The organism is Paenibacillus sp. FSL W8-0186, assembly GCF_037969765.1.
GTDB lineage: Bacteria > Bacillota > Bacilli > Paenibacillales > Paenibacillaceae > Fontibacillus > Fontibacillus woosongensis.
In genome coordinates, this window is record NZ_CP150207.1 from 3927390 (window position 1) to 3952479 (window position 25090).

Consider the following 25090-nt stretch of genomic DNA (forward strand, 5'->3'; position numbering starts at 1 on the left):
TCTTTAGGTGCGGAAGCAATGTTCTGCATAAGAGACGGCCTTTTGCCCGTTCAGGTCTTTAAGGCCAGGCGCTGCATGGGAAAAGGATATATTTCAGCAGCGATTCATAGTATGATGTGTCCAAGCTCTGTCTTTGAAAGGGGTTTCAATATGAAAAAGATTTGGATCGTCTATTTGCTCCTGATCGGCTTTTTTCTGCTGTACGTACTGGACTACAGATCCCAAAGCCACTTGAACGAACAGTGGAAAACGGCAGGACTGCGGGGCGAAATCGATGAAAAATACGTGATGGTCACCTTTCAAATGGGGATCGATTACTGGAAAAGCAGCCTGAAGGGCTTCGAGGACGCTGCCCAGGCGCTGAATGTGTCCGTCGAATACCGCGGCTCCACGCAGCGCGACGTCCATGAGCAGATTACGGTGCTGGAGCAAATTATCGCCAAGAAGCCGGCGGGCATCGCGATCTCGGCCATTCATCCCGCTGATTTGACGGAGACGATAGGCAAAGCGGTGGACGCGGGGATTCCCGTCGTCCTGTTCGACTCCGATGCGCCCGGAAGCAAAGCCTATTCCTTCCTCGGCACGAATAACTATTCCGCAGGCATTAAAGCTGCGCATCAAATGGCGGAGCTGACGAATGGCCGCGGCCAAGTCGCGGTCGTCACCACGCCCAACCAGCAGAACCATCAGGATAGGACCGACGGATTCCTGGCTACAATCCAGAAGGATTATCCCGAAATGAAGGTTGTCGCCGTGAAGAACGGCAAAGGGGATCAGATTTACTCCCGGCAGTCGGCCGAGGAAATATTGCGGGATTACCCGGATATTGCCGGTATTTTTGCGACGGAAGCGAACGGCGGCATCGGAGTTGCGGAAGCGGTACGGGAAATCGGCGGGAGCCAGCGGCCGAAAATTATCAGCTTTGATACCGACAAGGGCACGCTGGATCTCGTCAAAAGCGGGGATATCTCCGCAACGATGGCCCAGGGCACCTGGAATATGGGCTATTGGTCGCTGCAATTCCTTTTCTCGCTCGGACATGATCTGAACACCGCGCAAATTCCGGGTACGCCGCCCGTTCCCGAACAGGTGGATACCGGAATCACGGTAGTAACGCGGCAAAACGTGGATGATTACTATGCGAAATAAGTTTACGTCGGCGGGGGTGCGTCATTTGTCATTCAACAATTTACCGATCCGCTATAAGCTGATTATCCATTTTCTGCTTATCAGCATCCTTCCGTCCATTGGGCTCGGTTTCCTGATTCACTGGACCGTCGACCGCGTTCTGGATCGCCAGGTTACAAATAACACCCTGCAGCTGATCGGCAAGGTGAATGAATCTCTGGAGACATATGTAGAAAATTTGCAGAATATGACGTTCCTGATCGCTTTTAATCCGGGTGTTCAGCGTTTCCTGGAGCCTGATAGCAAGAGCGGATCAGCGCCTGTGCCCGCCTCCGAGGAGGATCATTACGATATCCGCAAATTTCTGCAAGGCTTTACGACTCTCCATTCAGAGGTAGCCGGCATTATGATCGTGAACAGCAGCGGCGAATATATCAGCAACGAAATGTATGCGCGGACGGAGAGCGACTTAACCCGCGAATCGTGGTATCAGGAGGCCGTGAGCAATAAGGGGATATTCAAGATCGTCGGCCATCCGAATGAGCGCAATGTCACCAATCATGTCAATTACAAAAACAGTGAAGTGGTGTCGGCTGTCCGAGCCATTCTCGATCCGGATACACAGCAGGTGAAAGGCGTCGTCCTCATCGATTTGAAGCTGAGAGTCATCGCAGAGACGGCGCAGGACGTCCGGCTCGGCAAAACCGGTTACCTCACGGTGATCGATAGCAGCGGCGATCTCATCTATGCTCCTCCTGATCCGTACATCGAACATATTCCGCTGGATTGGCTGAACAAAGACGGCTCGGGAACGTATTCCCATCAAGCCGACGGACGGAAGCTGCAGTTCATCTACCGGGTATCCCCGTTTACCAACTGGACAACGGTCGGCGTCTTCAGTACGGAGGATTCCATCTCGGAAATGCGGGAAATCCGCTTCTATGTCGTCAGCTTCGTATTTGTGGTCTGTCTGCTTGGCATGACGGCCTCCTTCTACCTGGCCCATTCCATCTCCAGGCCGATCGGGCAGCTGATGTCCTTCATGCAGAAGGCTCAGTCCGGCGACTTGACGATCCGCTACTGGGGCGACCGCTCGGATGAGGTGGGTCTCCTCGGCCGCCGCTTCAACGAAATGCTGCTGCAAATCAACCGGCTCATTTCCTTGACGGAACGGCAGGAGCGGCAAAAGCGCGAGGCCGAGCTCAGCAGCCTGCAGGCTCATATTAAGCCGCATTTTCTATACAACACGCTGGACACTATCCATTGGATGGCCCGCCGCAAGGATGCCGTGGATATCGCCGAGATGGCAGAATCGCTGTCAAAGCTGTTCCGGATCGGGCTCAGCAAAGGCAATGTTATTATTCCGTTATCCGATGAAATCGAGCACATTCGCAGCTATTTGCAAATCCAGCATGTCCGCTATCAGAACAAACTGGATTATGAGCTGAAGGTCGATCCGGCCGTGCAGGATTTCAGTGTGTTGAAGCTCATTCTTCAACCCATCGTAGAGAATGCGATTTATCACGGGATCAAAGAACGACGGGGTCCGGGACATATTGAGGTGGAAGCGATGGAACGGGAAGGAAATCTGGTGATTACGATTCGTGACAATGGCAAAGGAATGTCGGAGCAGCAGCTGTTGGAGCTCCGCCGGGCGATTGAACAAGCAGCAAGCGCAGAGGAGGAGCCTGGCTCCGGTCAAGCTTCCATCGGGAACAAGGATAACACGTCAGCTGGGGAAGCCGCAAAAACGGCTGGAGAAACGAAGGGTTACGGCATTTTGAACGTACAAGCCCGGCTGCGGCTTACCTTCGGCGATAAATACGGCCTTCACCTGGACAGCGTTCTGGGCGAAGGAACAACGGTAACGGTAATGCACCCGCTGCTGCGGGACAATGATTTTCACAATGGAGTTGATCGCTGATGTTAAATCAATTTTCGCCTGCCTCCGCTCACCGCTGGAAGGTGCTTATTGCCGACGATGAATTCATCATTCGCGAAGGCATCCGGGAAAGCGTCGATTGGGAGAAGCTGCGGCTGCAGGTCGCCGCGGAAGCCGAGGATGGCGAAGAAGCGCTTGAGCTCGCCCTTCGGCATGGGATCGACATTTTGCTCGTCGATCTCAATATGCCCATCATGGACGGAATCGAACTGATGAAGCACGTCCGCGAGGAGCTGCCGGACTGTAAAATCGTCATCATCACAGGCCATGATGAATTCACTTATGCCCAGACGGCGATCCGCCTTCAGGTGAAGGATTACATCCTGAAGCCGGCCAATCCGGCGCAGCTGGAGAAGGTGCTGCGCCAGGTCAGGGATGAGCTGGAGGCCGAGGCCATCCAGCAGGAGCATCTGCAGACCGCTTCGCGGCAAATTACGAAGAGCTACCCTCTGCTGCGGGAACGCTTCTGCCAGGAATGGATGGACGGGAGCATGACCGGGGAGGAAATCGTGGAGCAGCTGTCTTTTCTCCAACTGCCCGTGACTGCTCCCGCCCTGCTTGGCATGATCCGCCTGCGCGAGGCAGCTGCGCCGCAGCCCCTGATGAAAGAGAGCGAGCGCCAGCTCTATTTGTTCGCGATCGAGAATATTGCCGCCGAACTGCTCGCACCATACCCGAAGGTCATCTTCCGCGATCCCTTCGGCGTTATCGTGGTGCTGCTCTGGAGCTTCTCCGCCGATGCCGATTTCCATCAGATCGAATCGTCCGTGCGGACTTACTTGAAGGTCGCCGTAGATGTCCATTTGACCGAGGGGGATAACGATGTCGCAGCTATGCCTGCCGTCTTCCGCAAGTGTAAATCCGCCGTTTTGAAGGAGACCGCTGTCTCCCCGTTAGTGCGCAGAGCGAAGCAGTACATGCTGGAGCATTACGGCGACTGTACGCTGACACTGGAGTCGATGGCCCAGCAGCTCCAGTCCTCTCCGGTGTATCTAAGCCGGATGATCAAGCAGGAGCTGGATACCTCGTTCAACAGCTATTTAACACAAATCCGAATTCGCCGGGCGTCCCAGCTGCTGAACGGCACCGACCTCACCATCGCCGAAATCGCCAGACAGGTCGGCTACGAAACCCAGCATTATTTCAGCACGGCGTTTAAACGCACCACCGGAATCTCCCCCCTGCAATATCGCAAAGGAGGCGCTGCTCAAGATGAGTAGCGCCTTAGTTTTTGTCGAAAAGATTTAGCTCCTAGCATATTCCAATAATACTATATTTTTGTTATATTTATATTAGTATCCTAAAATATGGGAAATTTATAATTTTGAAAGGAGGGGATGTCGCCGGGATTGCCTCCGCTGCTAGACATTGAATAAGGTATTTTCCTACTTAGAAGAAAGCGGGATAAGCAGAAGATCTACTATACTCATGATCATTCTCGGGAATCAGTTTTACTGCAGTAATCCTGGCAAGTTTACTGGGGTTCAGCTTGTTTCTCAACTACCTATTTCAATTAAAAAGGAGACATTCACATGTTCAAAAAAATCGTCGCCGTTTCGTTAGTAGCAGCCACTCTTATGATCCCTTCCTACGGAGTCTTTGCCGCGGATAGCAGCAGTTACGTCAGCACCACTACTCTAAGCTCGAAAGAGGTTTTGGCAGGATTAACGCCTGTGAAATCGTCCGGAAAAATTACAACGATGTCTGCAACATACAAAATCACAGGAGACGGTGTAAGACTGAGAAAAACTCCTTCGACATCCGGTACAGTACTCGGCTTGCTTAACAAGGGCGATATGGTTAACGCCCAACATGGCGGCACCGATGTGGTTGCCGACGGATATGTCTGGAAGCAGGTTTATAGCTACAATCACGAGGCATGGGGATGGGTTGCCGTTGATTACCTGGAGGAAATAGGCTAATCACAGCCTCCTATATAGTAAACCCCCTCGCCATGGGAGATTCCCACGGTGAGGGGGTTATTTAAATCTAAGCACCTATTCAGTTCGCTCACTAGTTGATTCCGAAGTATTCCTTAATCGCATCCACAATGCCTTGGGCTACCCTGTTCTGAAAATCTTCCGTGAAAAGCAGCGCTTCCTCTTCTGCATTGGACAAAAAGCCTACCTCCAGCAAGGTAGCTGGCATGTTGCTCCTTCTTAACACCTCATAGTTATTGTATTTGACTTTACGATCCTTAAGCCGGGTCGCTTGAATCAGGTGCTTATGCATCACATCAGCCAACGGCTTGCTGGCTTCGCTGTAATAATAGGTTTCGGTACCGCTTGCCGTCGGTATATTCAGCACCGAATTGGCATGAATAGAGATAAACGCATCCGCGTTAAGATCGTTTGCGAGTTTGGCGCGATCGGGTCTTGTGACGTAGGTGTCATCATGCCTGGTAAGCACCACATCGATCAACGGCTCCTGCCCAAGCAGCGCTTCTACTTTTAAAGCCATCGTCAAGTTGAAATCCTTCTCTACTCTGCCAGACACTCCGGTAGTACCATTATCGTGAGCTCCATGTCCCGCATCTATCACGACTAACCTATTCCCGGTAACCGGTACCGTCGTCGTTGTTGTCGGCGGTGTAGATATGTCTGGAATGGTGTCAGGAGACGTAGCTGGTACGGTTGGCGAAGTTGGATCGAATAAATCCAGTACAATTCCTTCCGAATTCCCCGCAGCATTGGAAAGCTGATAACTTGCCTTGGAGTTCAAATCCAGGACAACGCGAATGGTCGAAGGATCCGATTTGAACAAGGAATAACGGATTTTGCTTACAAAAGATTGTTCTTCCTCAATATTAATCTGGTAGCTCCCCGCTCCCGCCATATTTTGCAAAGTAAAAGCATCCGCTAAAGCAGCCCCCGGCAAATCTAGAACGATCCGCTCCGGCCCGCTCATTGTGAAAATTTCCGGCTGCACGCTTTGATCCATGTTAATCGTCAGACGATTGTCCGCAAATTGGATATTCTCTATTAATCCCTTATTAGCAGAGGTTGTATCGAGCGAATCAGGTGTGCTCTCTAAAGCGTCCGAGGATAAATACACCGATTTGGTACCGTTATCCCAGTTGACCTCCAGGCCGAATTCTTCCCCGATAAACCGCAAGGGCACAAAAGAGGTCCCCCCTTTCAACAAGGGTGGTGACGTAAGCGAAACGACCCGGTCATCGACATAGGCACTGGATTTATTAATGGCCATCGCAACCGTTTTGGAGTTGTTTTGAATTTTCACCGTCTGATCCGTCTTATTCCAGTTTACAACGTAACCCAGCTCCTCCACCACGCGGATCGGAACCATCACTTTGCTGTTGACGATTTCAACTTGAGACAAATTAGCCGCGCTGAGCTGCGCCCCATTCAAATATATTGAAGCGGTATTGGCAAATACCGGCGAATTAAAACTAAGCAGGAACAAGCTAACGGCAAACAAAACGATGACTCCAAGCCTTTTCAATCTATCCACGCATCCTTTTAATAATAATAGAGACAACTAAATATATCCAAAATTCCAACATCACCCATTTTAACGCTAAAACACACCAAAAGTTGCTATTTTTCTATAATATTTTTGAATAAGAATCTACAATTCTATCAAAAGTCCTAAAACATGCGCAAAAAAACCACTTCTATCGAAGTGGTCTTAGATTTTTCTAGTAGTTGACTTGAAACTGCGCCGACTCCACCCAGCTGCCCGATGCAAAATCCCGGCCTCTGACCAGAACCTTGTCTGCATAGATTTCAACGTAAAAGCCTTGGCTCCCGGTAAGATGAACATCCTCGTCCGTCCATAAATAGGCTACGGAAGCCGCGTTGAACATCGTTGCCGTTTCTCCCTTGCCATCGAACATCGTATGCTCGGCCTCTAACTGCCAATGGGTATGCCCGGTAAACATGATCGCTTGCGGATGCTTGCTCAGCACCTGCTTCAGCTCCTTATCCTGCTCCACGCCGTACCAGTTCTGAGCTTGGAGAGAACCCGCCACCGTATCCATCAGCGGTTGATGCAAAAATACGAAAACCGGTTTATCGGCGGAAGCCTTCTCTCCAAGCTTCTGATCCAGCCATTCCAGCTGCTGCTTCGTCAAATGGCAGAATCTCTCCAGTCCCTGTTCCGTACCGAGAAAAATGAAGTGATACCCGTCGATCCAGTGATCATGATAAACTCCCTGCATGCCAGTCTGGGCGGTATAGTTCCCCAATCTGGAGCTCCAATTTCCAAAGGCGACATCATGATTGCCCAAGGTAAAAAGAATAGGAGGAAGACCTTCCCGGTTAGCCTCGATAATACGCTTCAATTCCCCGTACTCCTCGATAAAGCCGTGATCCGTAATATCGCCTACATGCATAATTCCGCTGCTTCCGGCCGCGTTGGCAATAATGTCCTTTAGGGCTCTATCGAAATTCTGGTTATATTCATGATCGGCATTCCCGGTCACATGGGTATCCGTAATGACCTGGAAGGCAGCCAGCGGCTGTTCAATTGCCTGGGCATGATCGATGAGATCGATATGATCGTGATGTCTCATGGAAATCTCCACTCCCTTTCTTTTACCATTTACAAAGATGATTAATGGGCTTTCGAGCTCATATTCAATCCAATTACGCCAATAACGATGATCGTCATCCACATGATCGAGGACAGGGGAAGCCGTTCACCGAACAGCCGCACGCCCGCCAGCGTAATCAAGACAATGCCGATGCCTGACCAGGTAGCGTAAGCGATGCTCATGTCCATATAACGCAGGGCATAGTTAAGGAACGTAAAAGCAGCACCATAGGACGCAAACATCGCTACGGAGGGCCATAATCGCGTGAAGCCCTCGGACATTTTCATGGATACCGTGCCCGACAGCTCAAGCGCGATGGCCAGGGCGAGAAATAACCAGCCGATTCCATCCGCAGCCTTCATTCTGCCGCTCCTTTCAGCCGGAGCTCCTCATAAGCTCCAATAATATAATCGGCATCGGGCAAAAGCTCCGCCGCCCCGGCCTGCTTCGAATGCAAGCCGATGCATATTCTTGCTCCGGCCGCCTGGCCCATGATCATATCTCCGTTCGTGTCGCCGATCACCGCTGCACCCTGTACATCTATGGACAACTTACCGCAGGCCAGCTCCAGCATATCGGGAAACGGCTTTCCCCGCCCAACCTGATCGGTACCAACTACAGCACCGAACAAATGGCGAATGCCTAGCCATTCCAGATGCTTCTCGGCCGCTAATGTATCATCGGCAGTTACGACTCCAAGCGGGATATGCTGTGCATGGCACGCTTCGAGAAAAGCGAGGACTCCAGCGATCGGCCGGACGGGACGAGCCCGCTCCAGCTCCGCATCGGCTAACCTGCCGCTTAGCTCCGCCAACTCTTTGGCTTTTGCCCAGGATAACCCCGCTCGATAACCCCGCCAAGTCAGCAGGGTAAACAGCTCCCCCATCGTCCCCATCGCCAGCGGTCCATTGCGATCATAATCGATCACCGCGCCATCCTGTCCATGAACCGTCCCCCACAAGTGTGACTCTGTGAAGAGCAGCTCCTGTCCCGGCTCCAGTCCAGTTTCTAGCTGTCTTGCCCGGCCAGACTGCCTCAGCTCCGCTACTAGCTGGCTTCCAAAATGCCGCAGCATATGCTCGCTCCAGCTCCCCCACATGGACACAAAATCCAGCAGGGTGCCGTCCTTATCCAATAAAATGCCGTTAATCGCATAGCTGTGATTACTTACAATGAGTTCAGGCATTCCTTGCGTCACTCCTATTTCATGCTATCCAGCGCCTTTTGGGCCACTGCCTTCGCTTCCTTCAGCGCTTCTTCAGCCGGAATATTCTCGATTTGCACTTTATCAGCTGCGATTTTCAGCGCATCGTTAATTCTGCCGCCGGTTGGATCCTGGAATGGAGCGGAAGCATGCGCTGCCTGCATGAGCGGGATTTTACTCTGCGGGTTTTGTTCGCTGTAGGCAATGAAATCCGGATCATCCAGTGCAGATTGGCGAACAGCAATATAGCCGGTATTCATCGACCAGGCTGCCGTATTTTTGGAATTATTGAAAAAAGAGAACCATTTAAACGCCGCCTGCTGCTGCTCGGGACTTGCTTTGGCCGGAATGCCCGCCAAGATGGCGCTCGCGACCGGCTTGCCTTCGCCAACTCCCGCCCAGCCCGGCTGCTCCATCGCTCCAAGCTGTGTGAAATCAAGATCGCCCTGGTCGCCGCTCGAGCCGGTATAACCTGCCGCTTGGCCTTTCATCACGTCGTCGATCGTTTTGTACCAATATTCCCAGCCTTGTCCGCCATAGTGAATGCGCATAATGCCATCTTCATGAATCCATTTGCGGAACAGCGACCACGTTTCCACCCATTCCGGGGAATCGATCATGACTGTCTTTCCATCCTCACTAAGAATACGTCCGCCTTTACTTAGTACGGCATCGATCATATTCTCGCTGCCCCACATCGGCTCCCAGCCGTACACCTTCGTTTTGCCGCCTTCCCGTTCCGTCATTGCCGCGGCCGCCGCCGCCAAGTCTTCCCATGTCTTGATATCCTCCGCCTGGATGCCTGCCTGCGCAAATTTGTCCTTACGGTAGTACATCACCTGGGTTGTGCCATACATCGGCAGGAAGTATTGCTTGCCGTCCACCTGTCCCTGAGACAGAAAGGTCTGTACAAAATCCTCTTTATTAAAGTCCGGGCTTTGGGCGATCATTTCGTCCAGCTCGGCAAAATAACCTTTTCGAGCCCAATGCACATTGGCCGCTAGAACAGCCGCAGGCACATCACCCGAAGCGATCGCCGCCTGAAGCTTCTTCTCCGTCTCCGAATAATCAGCCTGGACGATCCCTTTGACAATAACCTCCTGCTGGGAGGCATTGAATTCGTCGATGAGCGCCTTCATTTGCTCGCCCAGCTTGCCGCCAAGCCCGTACCAAAATTCAATCGTCACTGGCTCCTTCGCTCCCGAATCCTTCGCTCCATTTACTGCAGCGCCAGCCTGCCCCCCCGTGCTGCTTCCGCTGCCGTTAGTACCGCAGCCTGTGATCAGCACGAAGCTTAGGATCAAGGTGAAAATCAAACCCTTTTTCAATAAATTCATGTATAGCTCCTCCACTCCACTTTATGATTTATATGGTTTATCCCTTGTTAACTCCCGCAGATAAATTCACGCTCTGCATAATTGTCCTCTGCGTCAGCAGAAACAGCAGCAATAATGGCATAATCGTGAATGAACTGGCAGCCATGATCAGCGGCCACTTCAAGCCGTAAGCACCCCCCTCCACAAAAAAACTGCGCAGACCCGCCGAAACTAGCTGCAGATCAGGACTTTTGGTGATCAGCATAGGCCAGAAATAATTGTTGTATTGCTCTATGAACGTAATGAGCACGAGCACAGCGAAGGACGAGCGGGTTAACGGAACGAGAATTGACCCCAGAATGCGTCCATGCGATGCCCCATCGATATGCCCGGCTTCCACCAGTTCATGGGATACCTGTAAAAAAGCTTGCCTGATGAGAAATATCGAAAATACGCTGACACAGTTAGATAGAATCATGCCGGCGTAACTATCCAGCAGGTGAAGCTTGGATAACACGATATAACTCGGTAAATAAACTGCGGTGTTCGGCACCATATAACCCAGTAGGATCAATGCGGTCAGCAGGCCCTTCAGCCGGAATTTCATATGGGTTAGTGCGTAGGCCATCATCGCGGAATTGATTACCTGAATGATGGCAATCGCGCCAGCTACACCGATGCTGTTTGCCATATAGCGCCAAAATGGCGCCGCCTCCCAGGCTTCGAGAAAATTACCCCACTGGGGAGATTCTGGCCAGAAGGTTGGTGGAAACTGCCAGATTTCATCATTGGTTTTGAGACCGCTGGTCACCATCCAATAGAACGGGAAGGCCATTAGGAGGCCGATTAGCACCAACGGCAGATGCCTTGTGAGAATCGGGCTTATCTTTGTCTCAGTCATGAATTGCTCTCCTGTTCCTATCGATCTTGATTTAGTGGTAGTGTACGCTGCTCCTGCTTACTGCAAATGAAACCATGGAGAGCAGCACGCAGCCAATGACCAGCACGACTGCCACAGACGATGCTTCTCCAATATTGAAGGCCTCAAATGCAGATTGATAATACATGTACAGCAGCGTTCTCGTAGATCCCGACGGCCCGCCTTGCGTCATCACGTTAATCTGATCGTAGGCCTGCAGGGACTGAATAATTAGCACAATCGTCAGAAAGAATGTAGTCGGAGATATGAGCGGAACCGTGACATACGTGAACCTACGCAAGCTTCCGGCTCCATCGATTGCGGCCGCTTCCAGCAAATCGCGCGGCACGTTGCGCAGAGCTACCAGGTAGAAGACCATCGCCCAGCCGACGGATTTCCAGCACGTTACAATCAAGATGCCGATAAGTGCCCAGCTTGGATCACCCAGCCAGCCTACTCCCTCCGAACCGAAGAAGCGCAGCACGTTATTGGCCAGCCCTACCTCCGGTTCAAAAATCCAAGACCATACGATGGCCACGGCTACGGTTGGTGTTACCCAAGGTGAAAAAATAAGCGTACGATATATTCCGGAAAATCTAAGCTTGCTGTTCAGCAGCAGGGCGAAGCCGAGCCCGCCGATCAGCGTAGGAAGGACGCTTCCCGCCGTAAACAGCAGCGTAACGCGCAGCGCCTTGTAAAACGCGGGGTTGTCCGCCAATTCAGCATAGTTGGCCATGCCGACGAACAGCTTGTCCGGACTCATGAAATCCCATTCCGTAAAACTCAGATAGAAAGCATATCCTAGCGGGATGAGCCAAAACATCGTGAGCGGAATCATTGCCGGCAGCGTGAACAGCAGCGCCTTGGCATCGGCCGCCAGTTTGGATTGTTTCAAGTTGCTCCTCCTTTTTTCGTTCAAAATATTTTTAACTTATATCAATAGGAACTTTTTTGATTTCCGAAAGCCTATTGAACACTCGCTCGATTTATGATTTGACGCTATGTTATAATCGCTTTAAATTCCGTCCTCCTTGTCTGTATGAAAATCTAGTAAACTTCGTTCGTTCAAAAAATATTGTACACTCGAAGTTAAGAGGTATGGTTTTCTCCATGTAAAATGGAATAGGAAGTTATGTAAAAGACAATCGTGAATAATTTTGATGCGATAGCGGGTGAAATTATGAAACAATCCAATCGGGATGAGGAGCAGCGCAAGATCAAACATGAGGAGCTTCGCCGAAAAGTGGTTAAGGCCATTGCCGATACGATGGATTTGTACGGGGCAACCCATTCCTTTGGCGAGTTATATGGCATCATGTATTTCGAGGACAAGCCGATGACGCTGGAAGAAATGAAGAACCGCATGAATATGAGCAAAAGCAATATGAGCTATGCCGTTCGTTCGCTCATGGCTTCCCAAATGGTCTTTAAGCTGCCGGAAAAGGAGCAGCGTAAAGACCTCTATCAGGCGGAGACGAACTTTTTTCTGGCTTTTCAGAATTTTTTTACGATAAAGCTGCAGCGTGAAATAGATGTGATGACGGAGGCCATTAACGACGTTCTGCCCGAACTTACAGAAATCATTCTCGACCTTGACACGCCGGAAGAAGAGCGCCAGCTATGCTTGCAGGATCTTCACAAGCTGCGGCATGCCCTTAGCTACTACACATGGCTCCAGCAGTTCGTTTATGATCTTCGGGAGGGGCGTTATTTTGACGAAAGCGTGATAATCGAGCCGGAGAATAAGGCGGAGCCTAACTCTGCGGAATAAAAATTAGCGAAGCAGGTGAACCCATGAAATCCTTAATGATTGTCGGAACCAGCTCCTCCTGCGGCAAAAGCTTCATCACAGCGGCTCTGCTGCGTATGCTGCGGAATAAAGGTATTGCTGCCGCCCCCTTTAAGGCGCAAAATATTTCCTCCAAGTCCTTCACGACCGAAGATGACTGCGAAATCGCTTATTCTACCTATATCCAGGCCTTAAGCGCAGGCGTGGCTCCGGAAGCGGATATGAATCCCGTTCTCATTAAGCCTGCCTATGACCAGACGCAAATCATTTTAAACGGCAAGTTATTGTATACAGGCAGTTATACGAAATACGAGGATTATCTGCCGGAAATCAGAGCTGGCATTGAAAGCTCTTTTCATCGACTGGCCGCCAAATACGACATTCTCATCATTGAAGGCGCGGGATCAACCGCAGAGATTAATTTGGCCAATCAGGACGTAGCTAATGTTTATACGGCAAAAATAACGAACTCCCCGCTGCTGCTCGTCTCGGACATTCATTACGGCGGCGTCTTTGCAGCGATTCACGGCACGATTGATTTATTGGATAAGTCCATCAAGAATCAATTGGGAGGATTCATTATCAATCGCTATCAAGGGATCAAGGATATTTTGCAGCCAGGCATAGATGTCCTTGAAAATAAGCATGGCGTCCCCTGTGCCGGGATTTTGCCTTACCAGCATGACCTCATCGTGCCGGACGAGCAGAGCTTTGACCGTATGGCCGAGTTGTTCGAAGCCAACATCGATCTTGGACGGATCAGCCGTTTGCTGGATGTTGCGTTGTGATTGAAAATAGAAACAAGTGAGAGCTAAAGCTACTCCCCGGTCTGTAATGGGATTTCGTAACTCCTTTGTATGACGAAAAATTGCAAGAACCTCACGACCTCCTAAATAAAAATGAATCCTTCCTCTCCAATAAATTAGACTACTAATTTATGACTAGATCGTCAGGATCAGGTAACTAAATGCATTTCATGCAGTTAGTTCAGCGATTTTTTCCGTGTTAGCGGGAACTAACTGCAAAACCTACATTTAGTTTAAAGCTATTTCGACGAATGAGCTCCATTCGGGCAAACTAACTGCATGTTTTACATTTAGCGTATGTATTTTTGATAAAAGAGGCTTAACTAAATGTATAAAATACATTCCTATCTTAAATGATCAAAGATATTTCCTCTTTCATGACTAGAACCACAGGATACCCCCTCTCCCCAAAGTTGCTTCCCCACAAATAAGTTTGATTTTTATAAAAAGAGTAGATTTATTGTAAATACGAAAGCCGCCTCCCCTTGTTATACTCTCTTCTGAAAGCGGATTCATAAAAGAATTCAATTTATAAACAGGGGGTAAGCGGGAATGAAAAAAACGACATTATTGCTGCTGACGTTCGTACTGGCATTAACTTTGACGGCTTGCGGAAGCAAGGATAACAGCGGCGGATCGACGAAAGGCGAGAAAGGCACAGTCGGAATTGCGATGCCGACGAAATCATCGGAGCGCTGGGTGAATGACGGCAACAATATGGTGAAGGAATTCCAACAGCAGGGTTACGGCACGGATCTGCAATACGGCGAGGATGTCGTAGAGAACCAGGTATCCCAAATCGAGAACATGATCACCAAAGGCGTGGATCTGCTCGTCATCGCTTCCATTGATGGCGCAGCCATTACCGAGGTGCTGCAAAAAGCGCATGATCAAGGCATCAAGGTCATCGCCTATGACCGCCTGATCATGAACAGCGAATACGTAGATTACTACGCCACCTTCGACAACTTCAAGGTCGGCGTGCAGCAGGCCTCTTATATCGAGGAGAAGCTTGGCCTGAAGGAAGGCAAAGGGCCGTTCAATATCGAGCTGTTCGGCGGCTCGCCGGACGATAACAACGCTTATTTCTTCTATAACGGCGCGATGTCCATTCTTCAGCCGTACATCGATTCCGGCAAGCTGGTCGTGCGCAGCAATCAGACAAAAATGGAGCAAATCGCCACCCTGCGCTGGGACGGGGCTACCGCTCAGGCGCGCATGGATAATCTGCTGAGCGCTCACTATGCGACAGAGAACGTCGATGCGGTTCTCTCCCCTTATGACGGCATCAGTATCGGAATCCTCTCTTCCCTGAAAGGCGTCGGATACGGCTCCGGCAATAAGCCAATGCCGATCGTTACCGGACAGGATGCCGAGCTGGCTTCAATCAAATCAATTTTGGCCGGCGAGCAGACGCAAACGGTCTTCAAGGATACGCGCGAGCTGGCAAAGAAAGCCGTGGGCATGGCCCTCAGCATTCTCGAAGGCACGGAAGCCGAGGTCAACGATACGGAAACCTATGACAACGGCGTGAAAGTCGTCCCTTCCTACCTGCTGGAGCCAAAATCGGTAGACAAGGACAACATTGAGCAGGAATTGGTAGAGACCGGCTACTATACCAAAGAGGAATTGGGACTGTAAAGTTGCGTGAACGCAAACGGCACATACGGCGGTGGCCTTTCCGGCCTCCGCTGTCCTTTGTACTCGAATGGAGACGAAAGGCTTGGTGAGAACTGTGAGTGACTTCATTTTGGAGATGAGAGGAATTACAAAGACATTTCCGGGCGTCAAGGCCTTGGAAAATGTGAACTTGAAGGTCAAGGAAGGCGAAGTCCACGCCCTCTGCGGGGAGAACGGCGCCGGCAAATCCACGCTGATGAAGGTGCTGAGCGGCGTCTATCCGCATGGCTCGTATGAGGGCGATATTTTGTTCCGAGGCAAGGTATGCGAATTCAAGGATATTAAGCAGAGCGAGAGCCTGGGTATCGTCATCATTCACCAGGAGCTGGCTTTGATCCCCTACCTATCCATCGCGGAAAATATTTTTCTCGGCAACGAGCAGACCAAGCGGGGCGTCATCAACTGGAACGAAACGACCGTCAAAACGAAGGAGCTGCTGGCCACGGTGGGGCTTGAAGAATCCCCCAACACCCATGTGGTCCAGATCGGAGTCGGCAAGCAGCAGCTTGTGGAAATTGCCAAGGCGCTCTCCAAGAAGGTGAAGCTGCTCATTCTGGATGAGCCGACGGCCGCTCTCAACGAGGATGACAGCGAAAATTTGCTGAACCTGATCCTGGAGCTCAAGAAGCAGGGCATTTCCTCGATCATCATTTCCCACAAGCTGAATGAAATCGAGAAGGTCGCGGATTCGATTACGATTCTGAGGGACGGCAAGACCATTCAGACGCTGGACATGCACAAGGATCAGGTGACGGAGGATGTCATCATCAAAGGAATGGTTGGCCGGGATCTCACACACCGTTATCCGGAGCGTGTACCGAACATCGGGGAGAAATTGTTTGAAGTGCAGAACTGGCAGGTCGATCACCCTGAACAGGAAGGCCGCAAAATGCTGGACGACATCAACATCCATATCCGGCGCGGCGAAATTGTCGGCGTGGCCGGTCTCATGGGGGCGGGAAGAACGGAGCTTGCAATGAGTATTTTCGGCAAGTCCTATGGAAGAAACATCCAGGGCAAGCTGCTGCTGCATGGAAAGGAAATCCGTCTGAACGATATCAGCAGTGCGATCAAACATGGCATCGCCTACGTGACGGAGGACCGCAAGCATTATGGTCTTGTATTGATCGACGATATCAAGCGCAACATTTCCCTCGCCAATTTGGGCAAGCTGTCCCGCCGCGGTGTGATTAATGAGAGCGAAGAAGTGCTGGTCGCCGAGGAATACCGGCAGAAATTAAAAATCAAGACGCCAAGCATTCTGCAGAAAACGGTCAATTTAAGCGGAGGCAACCAGCAGAAGGTCGTGCTCAGCAAATGGATCTACGCGCAGCCGGAAATTCTCATTTTGGACGAACCCACCCGCGGCATTGACGTCGGCGCCAAATACGAAATCTACTCCATCGTCAATCAGTTGGCGGATGAAGGCAAAGGCATTCTGTTCATATCCTCGGAGCTTCCCGAACTGCTCGGCATGTGCGACCGCATCTATGTCATGAGCGAAGGGCGCATTACCGGTGAAGTCCAGCGCGAGGACGCCACCCAGGAAGTACTGATGAAATCCATGACTCGAGGCAGGGGGTAAGGAGATGCAAATGATTAGCGAGCTTTTCAAAAAAAATATCCGCCAGTATGGCATGATTATCGCTCTTGTATTCATCACGGTCTTATTTCAAATTCTAACCGACGGCATTCTGCTGAAGCCGCTTAACGTAACCAACTTGATATTGCAAAACAGTTACATTCTCGTGCTGGCCATCGGGATGGTGCTGGTCATCATTACGGGTCATATCGACCTGTCGGTCGGCTCCATCGCGGCGTTCATCGGAGCCCTGGCGGCCATCATGATGGTCGATATGCAGCTGCCTCCCTTTCTCGCCGTTATCATATCCCTGGGCGTCGGGGCGCTAATCGGCGCATGGCAGGGCTTCTGGATCGCTTACGTGAGGATTCCCGCTTTTATCGTCACCTTGGCCGGGATGCTGCTGTTCCGTGGTCTAACCATGATTATTCTGAACGGCCAATCGATCTCGCCGTTTCCGAAGTCGTTCCAGAAGATCAGCTCCGGATTTTTGCCGGACTGGTTCGGAGGCGAGAGCATTCACATCCTGACGATCGTCCTTGGCGCCATCCTCTCCCTGCTCGTCATTTGGCAGGAATGGAAGGAGCGCCAGACACAAATCAAATACAATTTTGAGACTGCACCCATGTGGATTTTCCTTGCCAAAGTGATCTCCCTTGTCGCGATCGTCAACGTCTTTACCTATGTGCTCGCTACCTATAACGGGATTCCGAACATTCTCGTCATCCTGTTCGTGCTCATCGTCATCTACTCCTTCGTCATGAACCGGATGATCGCCGGACGCCATATTTACGCGCTGGGCGGCAACGAGAAAGCCGCCAAGCTGTCCGGGGTCAAGACGAAGAAAGTGACCTTCTGGGTTTTCGTCAATATGGGCGCGATGGCTGCGTTATCCGGACTCATCTTCGCCGCACGCCTCAACTCGGCAACGCCTAAAGCGGGCACGAATTTCGAGCTGGATGCGATCGCAGCCTGCTTCATCGGCGGCGCTTCTGCTTCCGGCGGCATCGGCACCGTCATCGGTGCAATTATCGGCGGCCTGGTCATGGGCGTCATGAACAACGGCATGTCCCTGATCGGCCTTGGGGTGGACTGGCAGCAAGGCATCAAAGGGCTTGTCCTGCTCCTGGCCGTAGCCTTTGACATCTATAACAAATCGAAAACGAATTAAGTGCGATTTGCAGCCTGCAGGTGTGCAGTCCTCTGAAAAAGCTTCACTCTTTGTTAAAGAGTGGGGCCTTTTTTTTATGCTACAATTGGATATATCTGGATAACCATTAGGGATAGCGGGGGATTCTTTTGTCGAACTCGACCATTACGAAGGGAGCCTTGGCCCATGCCTTGAAGCAAACCATGCAGGAGCTTCCCTTAAACAAGATTACTGTAAAGCAGCTCGTAAGCCGCTGCGGGGTGAATCGGCAAACGTTTTACTACCATTTTCAAGATATCTACGATTTGCTCGGTTGGATTTATGAGACGGAGGCCGTGGGCAACCTCGCCGAATATCGCAGTTACGATACGTGGACGCACGGGTTATATACGATTTTCGCCTATATTGAGAGCAATAAATCCTTCTGCCTGAACACCCTTCATTCCCTGGCTCGAAGTCAACTGGACTCCTACCTATATAATGTCACCTATGACCTGATGATGGGCGTCGTGGAGGAGGTAAGCCGCGGCATGCATGTTGCCGAAGAGAATAAGAAATTTCTCGCCAACTTCTATACGCTGGCCTTTACCGGGCTTGTCACTCAATGGATGCAGCAGGGAATGAAGGAAGAGCCGGCTTTGATCGTGGAACAATTAAGTGAACTGATGCAGGGCAATTTTGAACGGGCCTTGCAGCGTTATAGGCAGAAAATCTAGACATTACCATGCACATGTCCAAAAATGATACAGTACCCGCCGATTGTCGATTTTATATAAAAAAGAAATGCCGTACATTGAAATTGTCTTACTCTAGATGTGCTGTGGTTGTTATCAAAATCTACGAAGGCGGGGATGAAGAGCATGGGCACTTACAGTAACCAGGTGTATTTTGTCGGAGGAGGAATCGCTTCATTAGCTGGGGCGGCATTTCTGATCAGGGATTGCGGCTTTCCAGGACGGCAGATTCATATTATCGAAGAGCTGAAGGTACTTGGAGGAAGCAACGACGGCGCAGGAGACCGTCTGCATGGCTATGTCATCCGGGGCGGCAGAATGCTGAACGATGAGACATATGAGAATTTATGGGACCTGCTGAGCTCGATCCCCTCTCTCGATGACCCCAGCCAATCGGTAAGGGATGAGATTATGGCCTTTGATACGGCGCATCCTACGCATTCCCGGGCCAGGCTTGTGAACAAGGATGGTGAAGTGGTGGATGCGGCCTCTATGGGATTTGACATGGGGGATCGTATGGACATGGCCAAGCTCATCATCACACCGGAGGAGCAGTTAGGCCGGCTGCGGATTAACGAATGGTTTGGGGCTCATTTTTTCCAGACGAATTTCTGGTATATGTGGGCGACAACCTTCGCCTTTCAGCCCTGGCACAGCGCAGTCGAGCTCAAAAGGTACATGATCCGCTTCATGCATGAGTTTCCGCGGATTCATACGCTTGAAGGCGTCACGCGTACGCCTTATAACCAGTACGACTCGATCATTCTTCCGCTGCACCGGTATTTGCAGGAGCATGGTGTTGATTTTGAAATGAATTGCACGGTGACGGATTTGGATTTCCAAGCGGGGGATGGCATTACGGTGACACGCATGCACTATGTAAAGGATGGAGTGGAGCGTGCGCTGGATTTGACGGAGGAGGATTTGGTCATTGTCACGAACGGCTCGATGACGGAAAGTTCAAGTCTTGGGTCGATGACAGCCCCTCCACAGCTATACGGCAAAGGCAGCTCATGGCAGCTGTGGGATCGGATCGCGGCGAAAAAGCCAGGGCTGCTCGGTAATCCCGCTTCCTTTGATGATCACATCGATGAATCCAAATGGGAATCGTTTACCGTCACCTGCCAGGGCTCCCGCTTCTTCGATCGGATGGAGAAGTTCTCGCGGAATAGAGCCGGAAGCGGAGCTCTGGTGACCTTTAAAGATTCCAGCTGGTTCATGTCCATCGTGCTGGCTCATCAACCGCACTTCCGCAACCAGCCTGAGGATGTAAAAGTGTTCTGGGGTTATGGCTTGTATCCGGATCATGTGGGGGACTATGTGAAAAAAAGAATGTGCGACTGCACCGGAGAGGAAATTTTAACGGAGCTGCTGCATCATTTGAAATTTGAAAATGAGTTGGATGAGCTTATCCGTTCCGCAAACTGTATTCCCTGCATGATGCCGTATATTACGGCGCAATTCATGCCCAGAACGCCCGGCGACCGGCCTCAGGTCGTTCCGGAAGGCTCAACGAACCTAGCTTTGATCGGTCAATTCTGTGAAATTCCTGATGACGTTGTTTTTACAGAGGAGTACTCCGTCAGGACAGCTAGAATCGCTGTCTATCAACTGCTGGGAGTGAACAAACCAATCCAGCCGATCAACCGGTATCAATATGATATACGTACTTTGCTTCAGAGCGCCGCAGCCTCTTTCCGTTAGATTTCAGAGGATGGCTGAGGCAAATCTCAAGAAGCCGATTGCTTTAGGCGATCGGTTCTTTTCTCCGCAAATAATCATACATGACTTCATTATAGCGATTGATCAGCCGGTCAAGTTCCATGGACTGCCTCAGCACCCGCGTATCCCGCAGGCCGTATTGCTCCGCAAGCTGCCCAAGCTGACGCCGTTCTTCTTCAATCCTATGTTTAATATAATTGGATTTTAATTTCTGCACAAAAAACACCACCTAATGAATATATTAGTATAGGTTGACAAATATACCCATTATACGTTTTTCGATAACTTTTATTTGATGCATAAAGAGCCCGAAGCCTGCAAGGCCCCGGACTCTCTTTGTGTTCCATTCTTAAAACATATGTATAGATAGATAAAACTTAATTGGTATAGACAACTTAATTTTATTAACTTTGAAGCTTAGGATTGGAACCATATTTATTGTCGCCTGGCTCGCTATCTTGGCACATGAACACAATTAGAACAATCGCGCCAACTAGAGGAATAAAGCTTAGCAGAATCATCCAGCCGCTTCTTCCTGTATCATGCAATCTACGCATAGCTACCGCGAGACTTGGCAATAAAACAGCCAAAGAATAAATGTAGGACAGAATTGTATCCAAGCCTATTAACCTACCGATAAAGCCAAGAACTAACGAAACAATCATGTTGAATAGAATAAACATCCAGTATTCTTTACGGCGCGCTCTCCCTTCAAATCCGACATAGTTTTTGAGAACCTTTAAATACCACTCCACTAACGTCACCTCATAAAAATAGTTTTGTTGCGACAATTCGCACAAGGATATATCGGTTTAATATATTGATTTTTTTATAGAAAACATACTATTTTTTTGCAAAATCAATGAAAGAAAGGATTGCCTGGGTTAAATCCCAAGCAATCCTTCGTCACCACCTATTATAAGAATAAGCTAAATCATGCCTCATTCAACGCTCGCAGCAAGGTGTGCCGATTGTAGCGAACCAGATGCGCCTCGCGAAGACTCTCCGTAAATAAATCTTCATCGACGCCAAGCTCTTCCAGCGTAGAAGGACCTCCAGCAAGAACGAGCAATTCCCGGATCCTGGATGCGGGCGGTACCTCGGCCAGCCATTCCCGAATCTGGTCACCGTGCTCAAGCAGCGCCTTCGGCTGCCGTCCCGGGAATTTGCCTTCGTCCACGGCCGCGTGATACAAGCTGGAAATTTCAGCACAGGCCACGCCAACCTTTGCCCCGTGTAGCAGTGCCCGATTTCCGCGGCGCAAATAGGCCATCTCCCAATGGTGAGATAAATGGTGCTCTGCGCCGGAAGCCGGATGAGATTGCCCGAACAGCAGCATCGCAATGCCTGATTCGATCAAGGCCGTCATCAGGATGCGAATCCCTTCCTCTGTCCGCTCTCCGATCTCCGCAGCATGCTGGATGCAGGATTTAAGCGCCTGCTCTGTAATGACTGCAGCCTGTTCGCTGTAAGGCTCTCCCCCCGTAAGGCGGGATACCTTCCAATCGAACAGAGAGGTATATTTGCCCAGCATATCCCCGAAACCAGCCGCTACCAGCGGCTGCGGCGCCTTCATTAGAACGTGCACATCGGCAAATATGGCAATCGGCGGAACAGCCGCCACCGTCTTCTTAATTCCGCGAATAATCAGCGGCGCTCCCGCCGAGGTAAAGCCGTCTACGGAAGGAGCCGTCGGAATGGATACAAACGGAATTCCCGTCTTATGACTCGCGAAACGTACGATATCATGGATCGTTCCGGCTCCAACAGCAATAAGCCCATCCGTGGTGCCAGGATCTACTTCAAGCAGCAGCTGCACAACAGCCTGCTCATCGGCGACGACATCGCCGGCCGCATTCGGCTCCAGAATACATAGCTTTGTCTTCAAGCCCTGGGATTGGAGACTCTCTTCCACGGCTTTCCCTGCCGCATCATAAGTATTCTGGTCGGCTACGATCACTAAGCGGTGCAGAATACGATCTCTTAGAAAAGAAGCTGCCTTATAGATCGCTCCGGTCTCCAGAACGATTTTCTCCAAATGGTCTATTTCCCGGGAATTATCCATGCAGAATTTACCTCCAGTCTGACGGCATTACTCCGTAGATTTCTTGATGCTCTTGAGCCGCTTCATCACGTCGTTCTCGCCGCGGCCGAAATAATCATGCAGCTTGCTGTATTCCTGGTATAGACGGTCATAGATTTCCACATTCTCCGGAATCGGCTTGAACGTCTCTTCTTTCACCCGGGCCATCCGCTCTGCCGCATCAAGAATCGTATCATAACCGCCAGCCTGTTTCCCGGCAGCTACCGCCGCAAACATCGCTGCACCAAGTGCCGGCGTCTGCTTGGAATCGGCAACGAAAATTTCGCGATTCGTAACATCCGCGTAAATCTGCATCAGCAGACGGTTCTTCTGCGGCAATCCGCCGCAAGCGTACAAGGCGTCAACCTCAACTCCATTGTTATGGAAAGCATCTACGATCTTACGGGTACCGAAGGCCGTAGCTTCGAGCAGGGTACGGTAAATTTCCTGCGGCTTGGTAAGCAACGTCATACCCAGAATCAGGCCGGTCAAATCTGTATCGACGAGAACAGACCGGTTGCCGTTCCACCAATCCAGCGCCAGTAATCCGGTTTGTCCCGGCTTATAGGCCGCGGCTTCCTTCTCAAGCCATTGATGGACGCCGATGCCTTCCTTGGCCGCCGCTTCTTTGACGTATCCTGGAACCGCCTCGTCTACGTACCATTCAAAAATATCGCCTACAGCCGACTGTCCCGCCTCATATCCATACAGCCCGGGGATGATGCCATCCTCAACGACGCCGCACATGCCTTCGACCTGCTTCTCTTCCGTGCCCAGCAGCATATGGCAAATCGAGGTGCCCATCGCCATCACAAGCTTGCCCGGCGTTACGACGCCGACAGCCGGCACTGCAGCATGAGCGTCTACGTTCCCGACGGCAACTGCAATGCCCGGCTTGAGGCCCATGATTTGCGCCATACGCTCAGTCAACCCGCCCGCATTCGTACCGAGCGGAATGACTTCACCGCGAAGCTTTGTCTCTGTAAGATTTTCCAGCCTTGGATCCAGCGCTTTGAAATATTCCTTGCTTGGATAGCCGTCCTGCTTATGCCAGATCGCTTTATAACCAGCCGTACAGCTGTTGCGGACGATGGTGCCCGTCATTTGCGAGATGACCCAATCTGTCGCCTCCAGGAACATATCTGTGCGCTCATAGATTTCGGGGGCTTCATCAAGGATTTGCCATACTTTGGCGATCATCCATTCGGATGAAATTTTACCGCCGTAACGCGGGAGAAACGCTTCTCCGCGCTCCGCTGCGATTTCATTGATCTTATCGGCTTCCGGCTGAGCGGCGTGATGCTTCCATAGCTTCACCCAGCTGTGCGGATTATCGATGTATTTCGCATCGAAGCAGAGCGGCTGGCCCTGCTCGTCGATCGGCAGCATCGTGCATGCCGTAAAATCGATGCCAATTCCGATTACATCAGCCGGATCGATGCCAGACTCCCGGATAACCGCTGGCACAGATTTCCGCAGTACCTCCAGATAATCGTCAGGATGCTGCAGCGCCCAGTCATGCTCAAGCTTGATACCGGAGCCCGGCAGCTGTTCGTCGATAACGTGATGCGGATAAGGGGTCACGTGATCCGCCACTTCGCGTCCGTCCGCTAAGTCGACCAGTACCGCGCGGCCCGATTGCGTACCGTAATCTACCCCGATGGTATACTTGTTAGCCATTTGAAAAACCTCCCGTTCAATAGCGCATTATTTTTGTCCGTAATATGCCTTGGCTCCATGCTTGCGCAGGAAATGGCGGTCCAGCAGCGTCTGATCCATAGGTGCCGCCTCCGGGTTCAGCATCAGCATGCGTGCCGCAATTTTCGCTACTTCCTCAAGAACAACCGCGTTATGAACCGCATTGTGGGCATCTTTTCCCCATACGAAGGGTGCATGGGCATGCACCAATACACCTGGCACCTGGTTCGGGTCGATGTCCGCAAACCGTTCGACGATCACGTTCCCCGTCTCCAGTTCATAAGCCCCTTCGATTTCTTCCCGGGTCATCGGCCGGGTCACAGGAATTTCTCCGTAGAAATAATCGGCATGTGTCGTGCCGTAAGCTGGCAGCGCCTTTCCAGCCTGCGCCCAGCTTGTTCCCCAAGGTGAGTGAGTGTGCACGACCCCGCCGATATCCGGAAAAGACCGGTACAGCACCATATGGGTCGGAGTATCGGAGGATGGACGCAATTTGCCCTCGACCACATTGCCCTCCAGATCCACGACGACCATATCTTCCGCTTTCAATTCCTCGTACGGCACGCCGCTTGGCTTTATGACGAACAGCCCGCTTTTACGATCAATGCCGCTGACGTTTCCCCATGTAAATGTAACCAGTCCGTGCTTCGGCAGTTCCAAATTAGCCTCCAGAACCTGCTGTTTAAGCGCCTCCAACATATGCAGCCACTCCTTTCCTCTCATCGTAATTCTTTACGTTGCATATCTATTACAGATACCCTGTCCTGATTAGAAGGCAGATG

General features: G+C 51.0%; 23 protein-coding genes. 11 read left to right on the forward strand and 12 right to left on the reverse strand.

All coding sequences use genetic code 11. From position 1 onward, the window contains the following. Positions 1–150: 150 nt before the first annotated feature. From MKX50_RS17635 to MKX50_RS17650, 4 genes are all read left to right on the forward strand, one after another. Entirely contained in the window at positions 151–1149 is a 999-nt protein-coding gene (locus MKX50_RS17635) for a substrate-binding domain-containing protein (protein ID WP_213589924.1), read from the forward strand. Beyond that, positions 1139–3052 (forward strand): sensor histidine kinase, encoded by a 1914-nt coding sequence (locus MKX50_RS17640; RefSeq protein ID WP_339157466.1) that lies wholly within the window; start codon positions 1139–1141, stop codon positions 3050–3052. The genes MKX50_RS17635 and MKX50_RS17640 overlap by 11 nt, the downstream gene beginning before the upstream one ends. Further along, on the forward strand, positions 3052–4290 hold the full coding sequence (locus MKX50_RS17645) for a response regulator (protein ID WP_339157467.1): 1239 nt from the start codon (positions 3052–3054) through the stop codon (positions 4288–4290). Before MKX50_RS17640 ends, MKX50_RS17645 begins: the two co-directional genes overlap by 1 nt. 312 nt (positions 4291–4602) lie before the next feature. After that, positions 4603–4992 (forward strand): SH3 domain-containing protein, encoded by a 390-nt coding sequence (locus tag MKX50_RS17650; protein ID WP_155610563.1) that lies wholly within the window; start codon positions 4603–4605, stop codon positions 4990–4992. A 91-nt stretch (positions 4993–5083) separates the two neighbouring features. On the opposite strand, the gene MKX50_RS17655 is transcribed toward MKX50_RS17650, so the two are convergent. The 7 genes from MKX50_RS17655 to MKX50_RS17685 all read right to left on the reverse strand — a co-directional run bounded on the left by MKX50_RS17655 (position 5084) and on the right by MKX50_RS17685 (position 11902). After that, positions 5084–6532, reverse strand: a complete 1449-nt coding sequence (locus tag MKX50_RS17655) for an N-acetylmuramoyl-L-alanine amidase family protein (protein WP_339157468.1) — start codon at positions 6530–6532, stop codon at positions 5084–5086. Between the two features lie 196 nt (positions 6533–6728). Continuing rightward, complete coding sequence (locus tag MKX50_RS17660; RefSeq protein ID WP_213589903.1) at positions 6729–7604, reverse strand: metallophosphoesterase; 876 nt, start codon at positions 7602–7604, stop codon at positions 6729–6731. A 41-nt stretch (positions 7605–7645) separates the two neighbouring features. Continuing rightward, the gene (locus MKX50_RS17665; RefSeq protein ID WP_213589901.1) at positions 7646–7987 is read right to left on the reverse strand and encodes a multidrug efflux SMR transporter; all 342 of its coding nucleotides are present in this window, start codon (positions 7985–7987) and stop codon (positions 7646–7648) included. Continuing rightward, entirely contained in the window at positions 7984–8811 is an 828-nt protein-coding gene (locus MKX50_RS17670; protein WP_339157469.1) for an HAD family hydrolase, read from the reverse strand. Before MKX50_RS17670 ends, MKX50_RS17665 begins: the two co-directional genes overlap by 4 nt. A gap of 14 nt (positions 8812–8825) precedes the next feature. Next, complete coding sequence (locus MKX50_RS17675; protein ID WP_339157470.1) at positions 8826–10166, reverse strand: ABC transporter substrate-binding protein; 1341 nt, start codon at positions 10164–10166, stop codon at positions 8826–8828. Positions 10167–10203: 37 nt separating this feature from the next. Continuing rightward, the gene (locus MKX50_RS17680; protein WP_213589896.1) at positions 10204–11046 is read right to left on the reverse strand and encodes a carbohydrate ABC transporter permease; all 843 of its coding nucleotides are present in this window, start codon (positions 11044–11046) and stop codon (positions 10204–10206) included. 31 nt (positions 11047–11077) lie between these two features. Then, a complete protein-coding gene (locus MKX50_RS17685) occupies positions 11078–11902 on the reverse strand; it encodes a sugar ABC transporter permease (RefSeq protein WP_213590678.1) in 825 nt (274 codons plus the stop codon). Between the two features lie 342 nt (positions 11903–12244). On the opposite strand from MKX50_RS17685, the gene MKX50_RS17690 reads away from it, so the two are divergent. From MKX50_RS17690 to MKX50_RS17720, 7 genes are all read left to right on the forward strand, one after another. After that, complete coding sequence (locus MKX50_RS17690; protein ID WP_339157471.1) at positions 12245–12835, forward strand: transcriptional regulator; 591 nt, start codon at positions 12245–12247, stop codon at positions 12833–12835. 23 nt (positions 12836–12858) lie between these two features. Beyond that, entirely contained in the window at positions 12859–13641 is a 783-nt protein-coding gene (locus tag MKX50_RS17695; protein ID WP_339157472.1) for a cobyric acid synthase, read from the forward strand. A gap of 570 nt (positions 13642–14211) precedes the next feature. Further along, complete coding sequence (chvE, locus tag MKX50_RS17700) at positions 14212–15300, forward strand: multiple monosaccharide ABC transporter substrate-binding protein (protein WP_155610573.1); 1089 nt, start codon at positions 14212–14214, stop codon at positions 15298–15300. A 94-nt stretch (positions 15301–15394) separates the two neighbouring features. Further along, positions 15395–16924 (forward strand): multiple monosaccharide ABC transporter ATP-binding protein, encoded by a 1530-nt coding sequence (gene mmsA, locus MKX50_RS17705; protein WP_339160173.1) that lies wholly within the window; start codon positions 15395–15397, stop codon positions 16922–16924. 4 nt (positions 16925–16928) lie between these two features. Next, positions 16929–18092, forward strand: a complete 1164-nt coding sequence (gene mmsB / locus MKX50_RS17710; RefSeq protein ID WP_213589891.1) for a multiple monosaccharide ABC transporter permease — start codon at positions 16929–16931, stop codon at positions 18090–18092. Between the two features lie 128 nt (positions 18093–18220). Then, positions 18221–18787, forward strand: coding sequence for a TetR/AcrR family transcriptional regulator C-terminal domain-containing protein (locus MKX50_RS17715; RefSeq protein ID WP_339157473.1), 567 nt, complete (start codon positions 18221–18223; stop codon positions 18785–18787). A 144-nt stretch (positions 18788–18931) separates the two neighbouring features. Beyond that, positions 18932–20509: an oleate hydratase gene (locus tag MKX50_RS17720; RefSeq protein WP_339160175.1), complete on the forward strand. Its 1578-nt coding sequence runs from the start codon at positions 18932–18934 to the stop codon at positions 20507–20509. 43 nt (positions 20510–20552) lie between these two features. On the opposite strand, the gene MKX50_RS17725 is transcribed toward MKX50_RS17720, so the two are convergent. The 5 genes from MKX50_RS17725 to araD all read right to left on the reverse strand — a co-directional run bounded on the left by MKX50_RS17725 (position 20553) and on the right by araD (position 25007). Further along, positions 20553–20744, reverse strand: coding sequence for an aspartyl-phosphate phosphatase Spo0E family protein (locus tag MKX50_RS17725; RefSeq protein WP_230873731.1), 192 nt, complete (start codon positions 20742–20744; stop codon positions 20553–20555). Between the two features lie 187 nt (positions 20745–20931). Continuing rightward, positions 20932–21282, reverse strand: coding sequence for a DUF805 domain-containing protein (locus MKX50_RS17730; RefSeq protein WP_213589888.1), 351 nt, complete (start codon positions 21280–21282; stop codon positions 20932–20934). 179 nt (positions 21283–21461) lie between these two features. Beyond that, entirely contained in the window at positions 21462–22592 is a 1131-nt protein-coding gene (locus MKX50_RS17735; RefSeq protein ID WP_213589887.1) for a sn-glycerol-1-phosphate dehydrogenase, read from the reverse strand. A 27-nt stretch (positions 22593–22619) separates the two neighbouring features. After that, a complete protein-coding gene (locus MKX50_RS17740; protein ID WP_339157474.1) occupies positions 22620–24290 on the reverse strand; it encodes a ribulokinase in 1671 nt (556 codons plus the stop codon). A 27-nt stretch (positions 24291–24317) separates the two neighbouring features. Further along, positions 24318–25007 (reverse strand): L-ribulose-5-phosphate 4-epimerase, encoded by a 690-nt coding sequence (gene araD, locus MKX50_RS17745; RefSeq protein ID WP_339157475.1) that lies wholly within the window; start codon positions 25005–25007, stop codon positions 24318–24320. Positions 25008–25090: the final 83 nt, after the last annotated feature.

Bases quoted from the DNA above. Each gene is read 5' to 3' on its own strand.
- MKX50_RS17680 (WP_213589896.1), bottom strand. From the start codon at position 11,046: ATGACTGAGACAAAGATAAGCCCGATTCTCACAAGGCATCTGCCGTTG.
- MKX50_RS17735 (WP_213589887.1), bottom strand. From the start codon at position 22,592: ATGGATAATTCCCGGGAAATAGACCATTTGGAGAAAATCGTTCTGGAG.
- MKX50_RS17645 (WP_339157467.1), top strand. From the start codon at position 3,052: ATGTTAAATCAATTTTCGCCTGCCTCCGCTCACCGCTGGAAGGTGCTT.
- MKX50_RS17685 (WP_213590678.1), bottom strand. From the start codon at position 11,902: ATGATTCCGCTCACGATGTTTTGGCTCATCCCGCTAGGATATGCTTTC.
- araD (WP_339157475.1), bottom strand. From the start codon at position 25,007: ATGTTGGAGGCGCTTAAACAGCAGGTTCTGGAGGCTAATTTGGAACTG.
- MKX50_RS17665 (WP_213589901.1), bottom strand. From the start codon at position 7,987: ATGAAGGCTGCGGATGGAATCGGCTGGTTATTTCTCGCCCTGGCCATC.
- mmsB (WP_213589891.1), top strand. From the start codon at position 16,929: ATGCAAATGATTAGCGAGCTTTTCAAAAAAAATATCCGCCAGTATGGC.
- MKX50_RS17635 (WP_213589924.1), top strand. From the start codon at position 151: ATGAAAAAGATTTGGATCGTCTATTTGCTCCTGATCGGCTTTTTTCTG.
- MKX50_RS17740 (WP_339157474.1), bottom strand. From the start codon at position 24,290: ATGGCTAACAAGTATACCATCGGGGTAGATTACGGTACGCAATCGGGC.
- chvE (WP_155610573.1), top strand. From the start codon at position 14,212: ATGAAAAAAACGACATTATTGCTGCTGACGTTCGTACTGGCATTAACT.
- MKX50_RS17720 (WP_339160175.1), top strand. From the start codon at position 18,932: ATGGGCACTTACAGTAACCAGGTGTATTTTGTCGGAGGAGGAATCGCT.
- MKX50_RS17640 (WP_339157466.1), top strand. From the start codon at position 1,139: ATGCGAAATAAGTTTACGTCGGCGGGGGTGCGTCATTTGTCATTCAAC.
- MKX50_RS17650 (WP_155610563.1), top strand. From the start codon at position 4,603: ATGTTCAAAAAAATCGTCGCCGTTTCGTTAGTAGCAGCCACTCTTATG.
- MKX50_RS17670 (WP_339157469.1), bottom strand. From the start codon at position 8,811: ATGCCTGAACTCATTGTAAGTAATCACAGCTATGCGATTAACGGCATT.
- MKX50_RS17690 (WP_339157471.1), top strand. From the start codon at position 12,245: ATGAAACAATCCAATCGGGATGAGGAGCAGCGCAAGATCAAACATGAG.
- MKX50_RS17695 (WP_339157472.1), top strand. From the start codon at position 12,859: ATGAAATCCTTAATGATTGTCGGAACCAGCTCCTCCTGCGGCAAAAGC.
- MKX50_RS17660 (WP_213589903.1), bottom strand. From the start codon at position 7,604: ATGAGACATCACGATCATATCGATCTCATCGATCATGCCCAGGCAATT.
- MKX50_RS17675 (WP_339157470.1), bottom strand. From the start codon at position 10,166: ATGAATTTATTGAAAAAGGGTTTGATTTTCACCTTGATCCTAAGCTTC.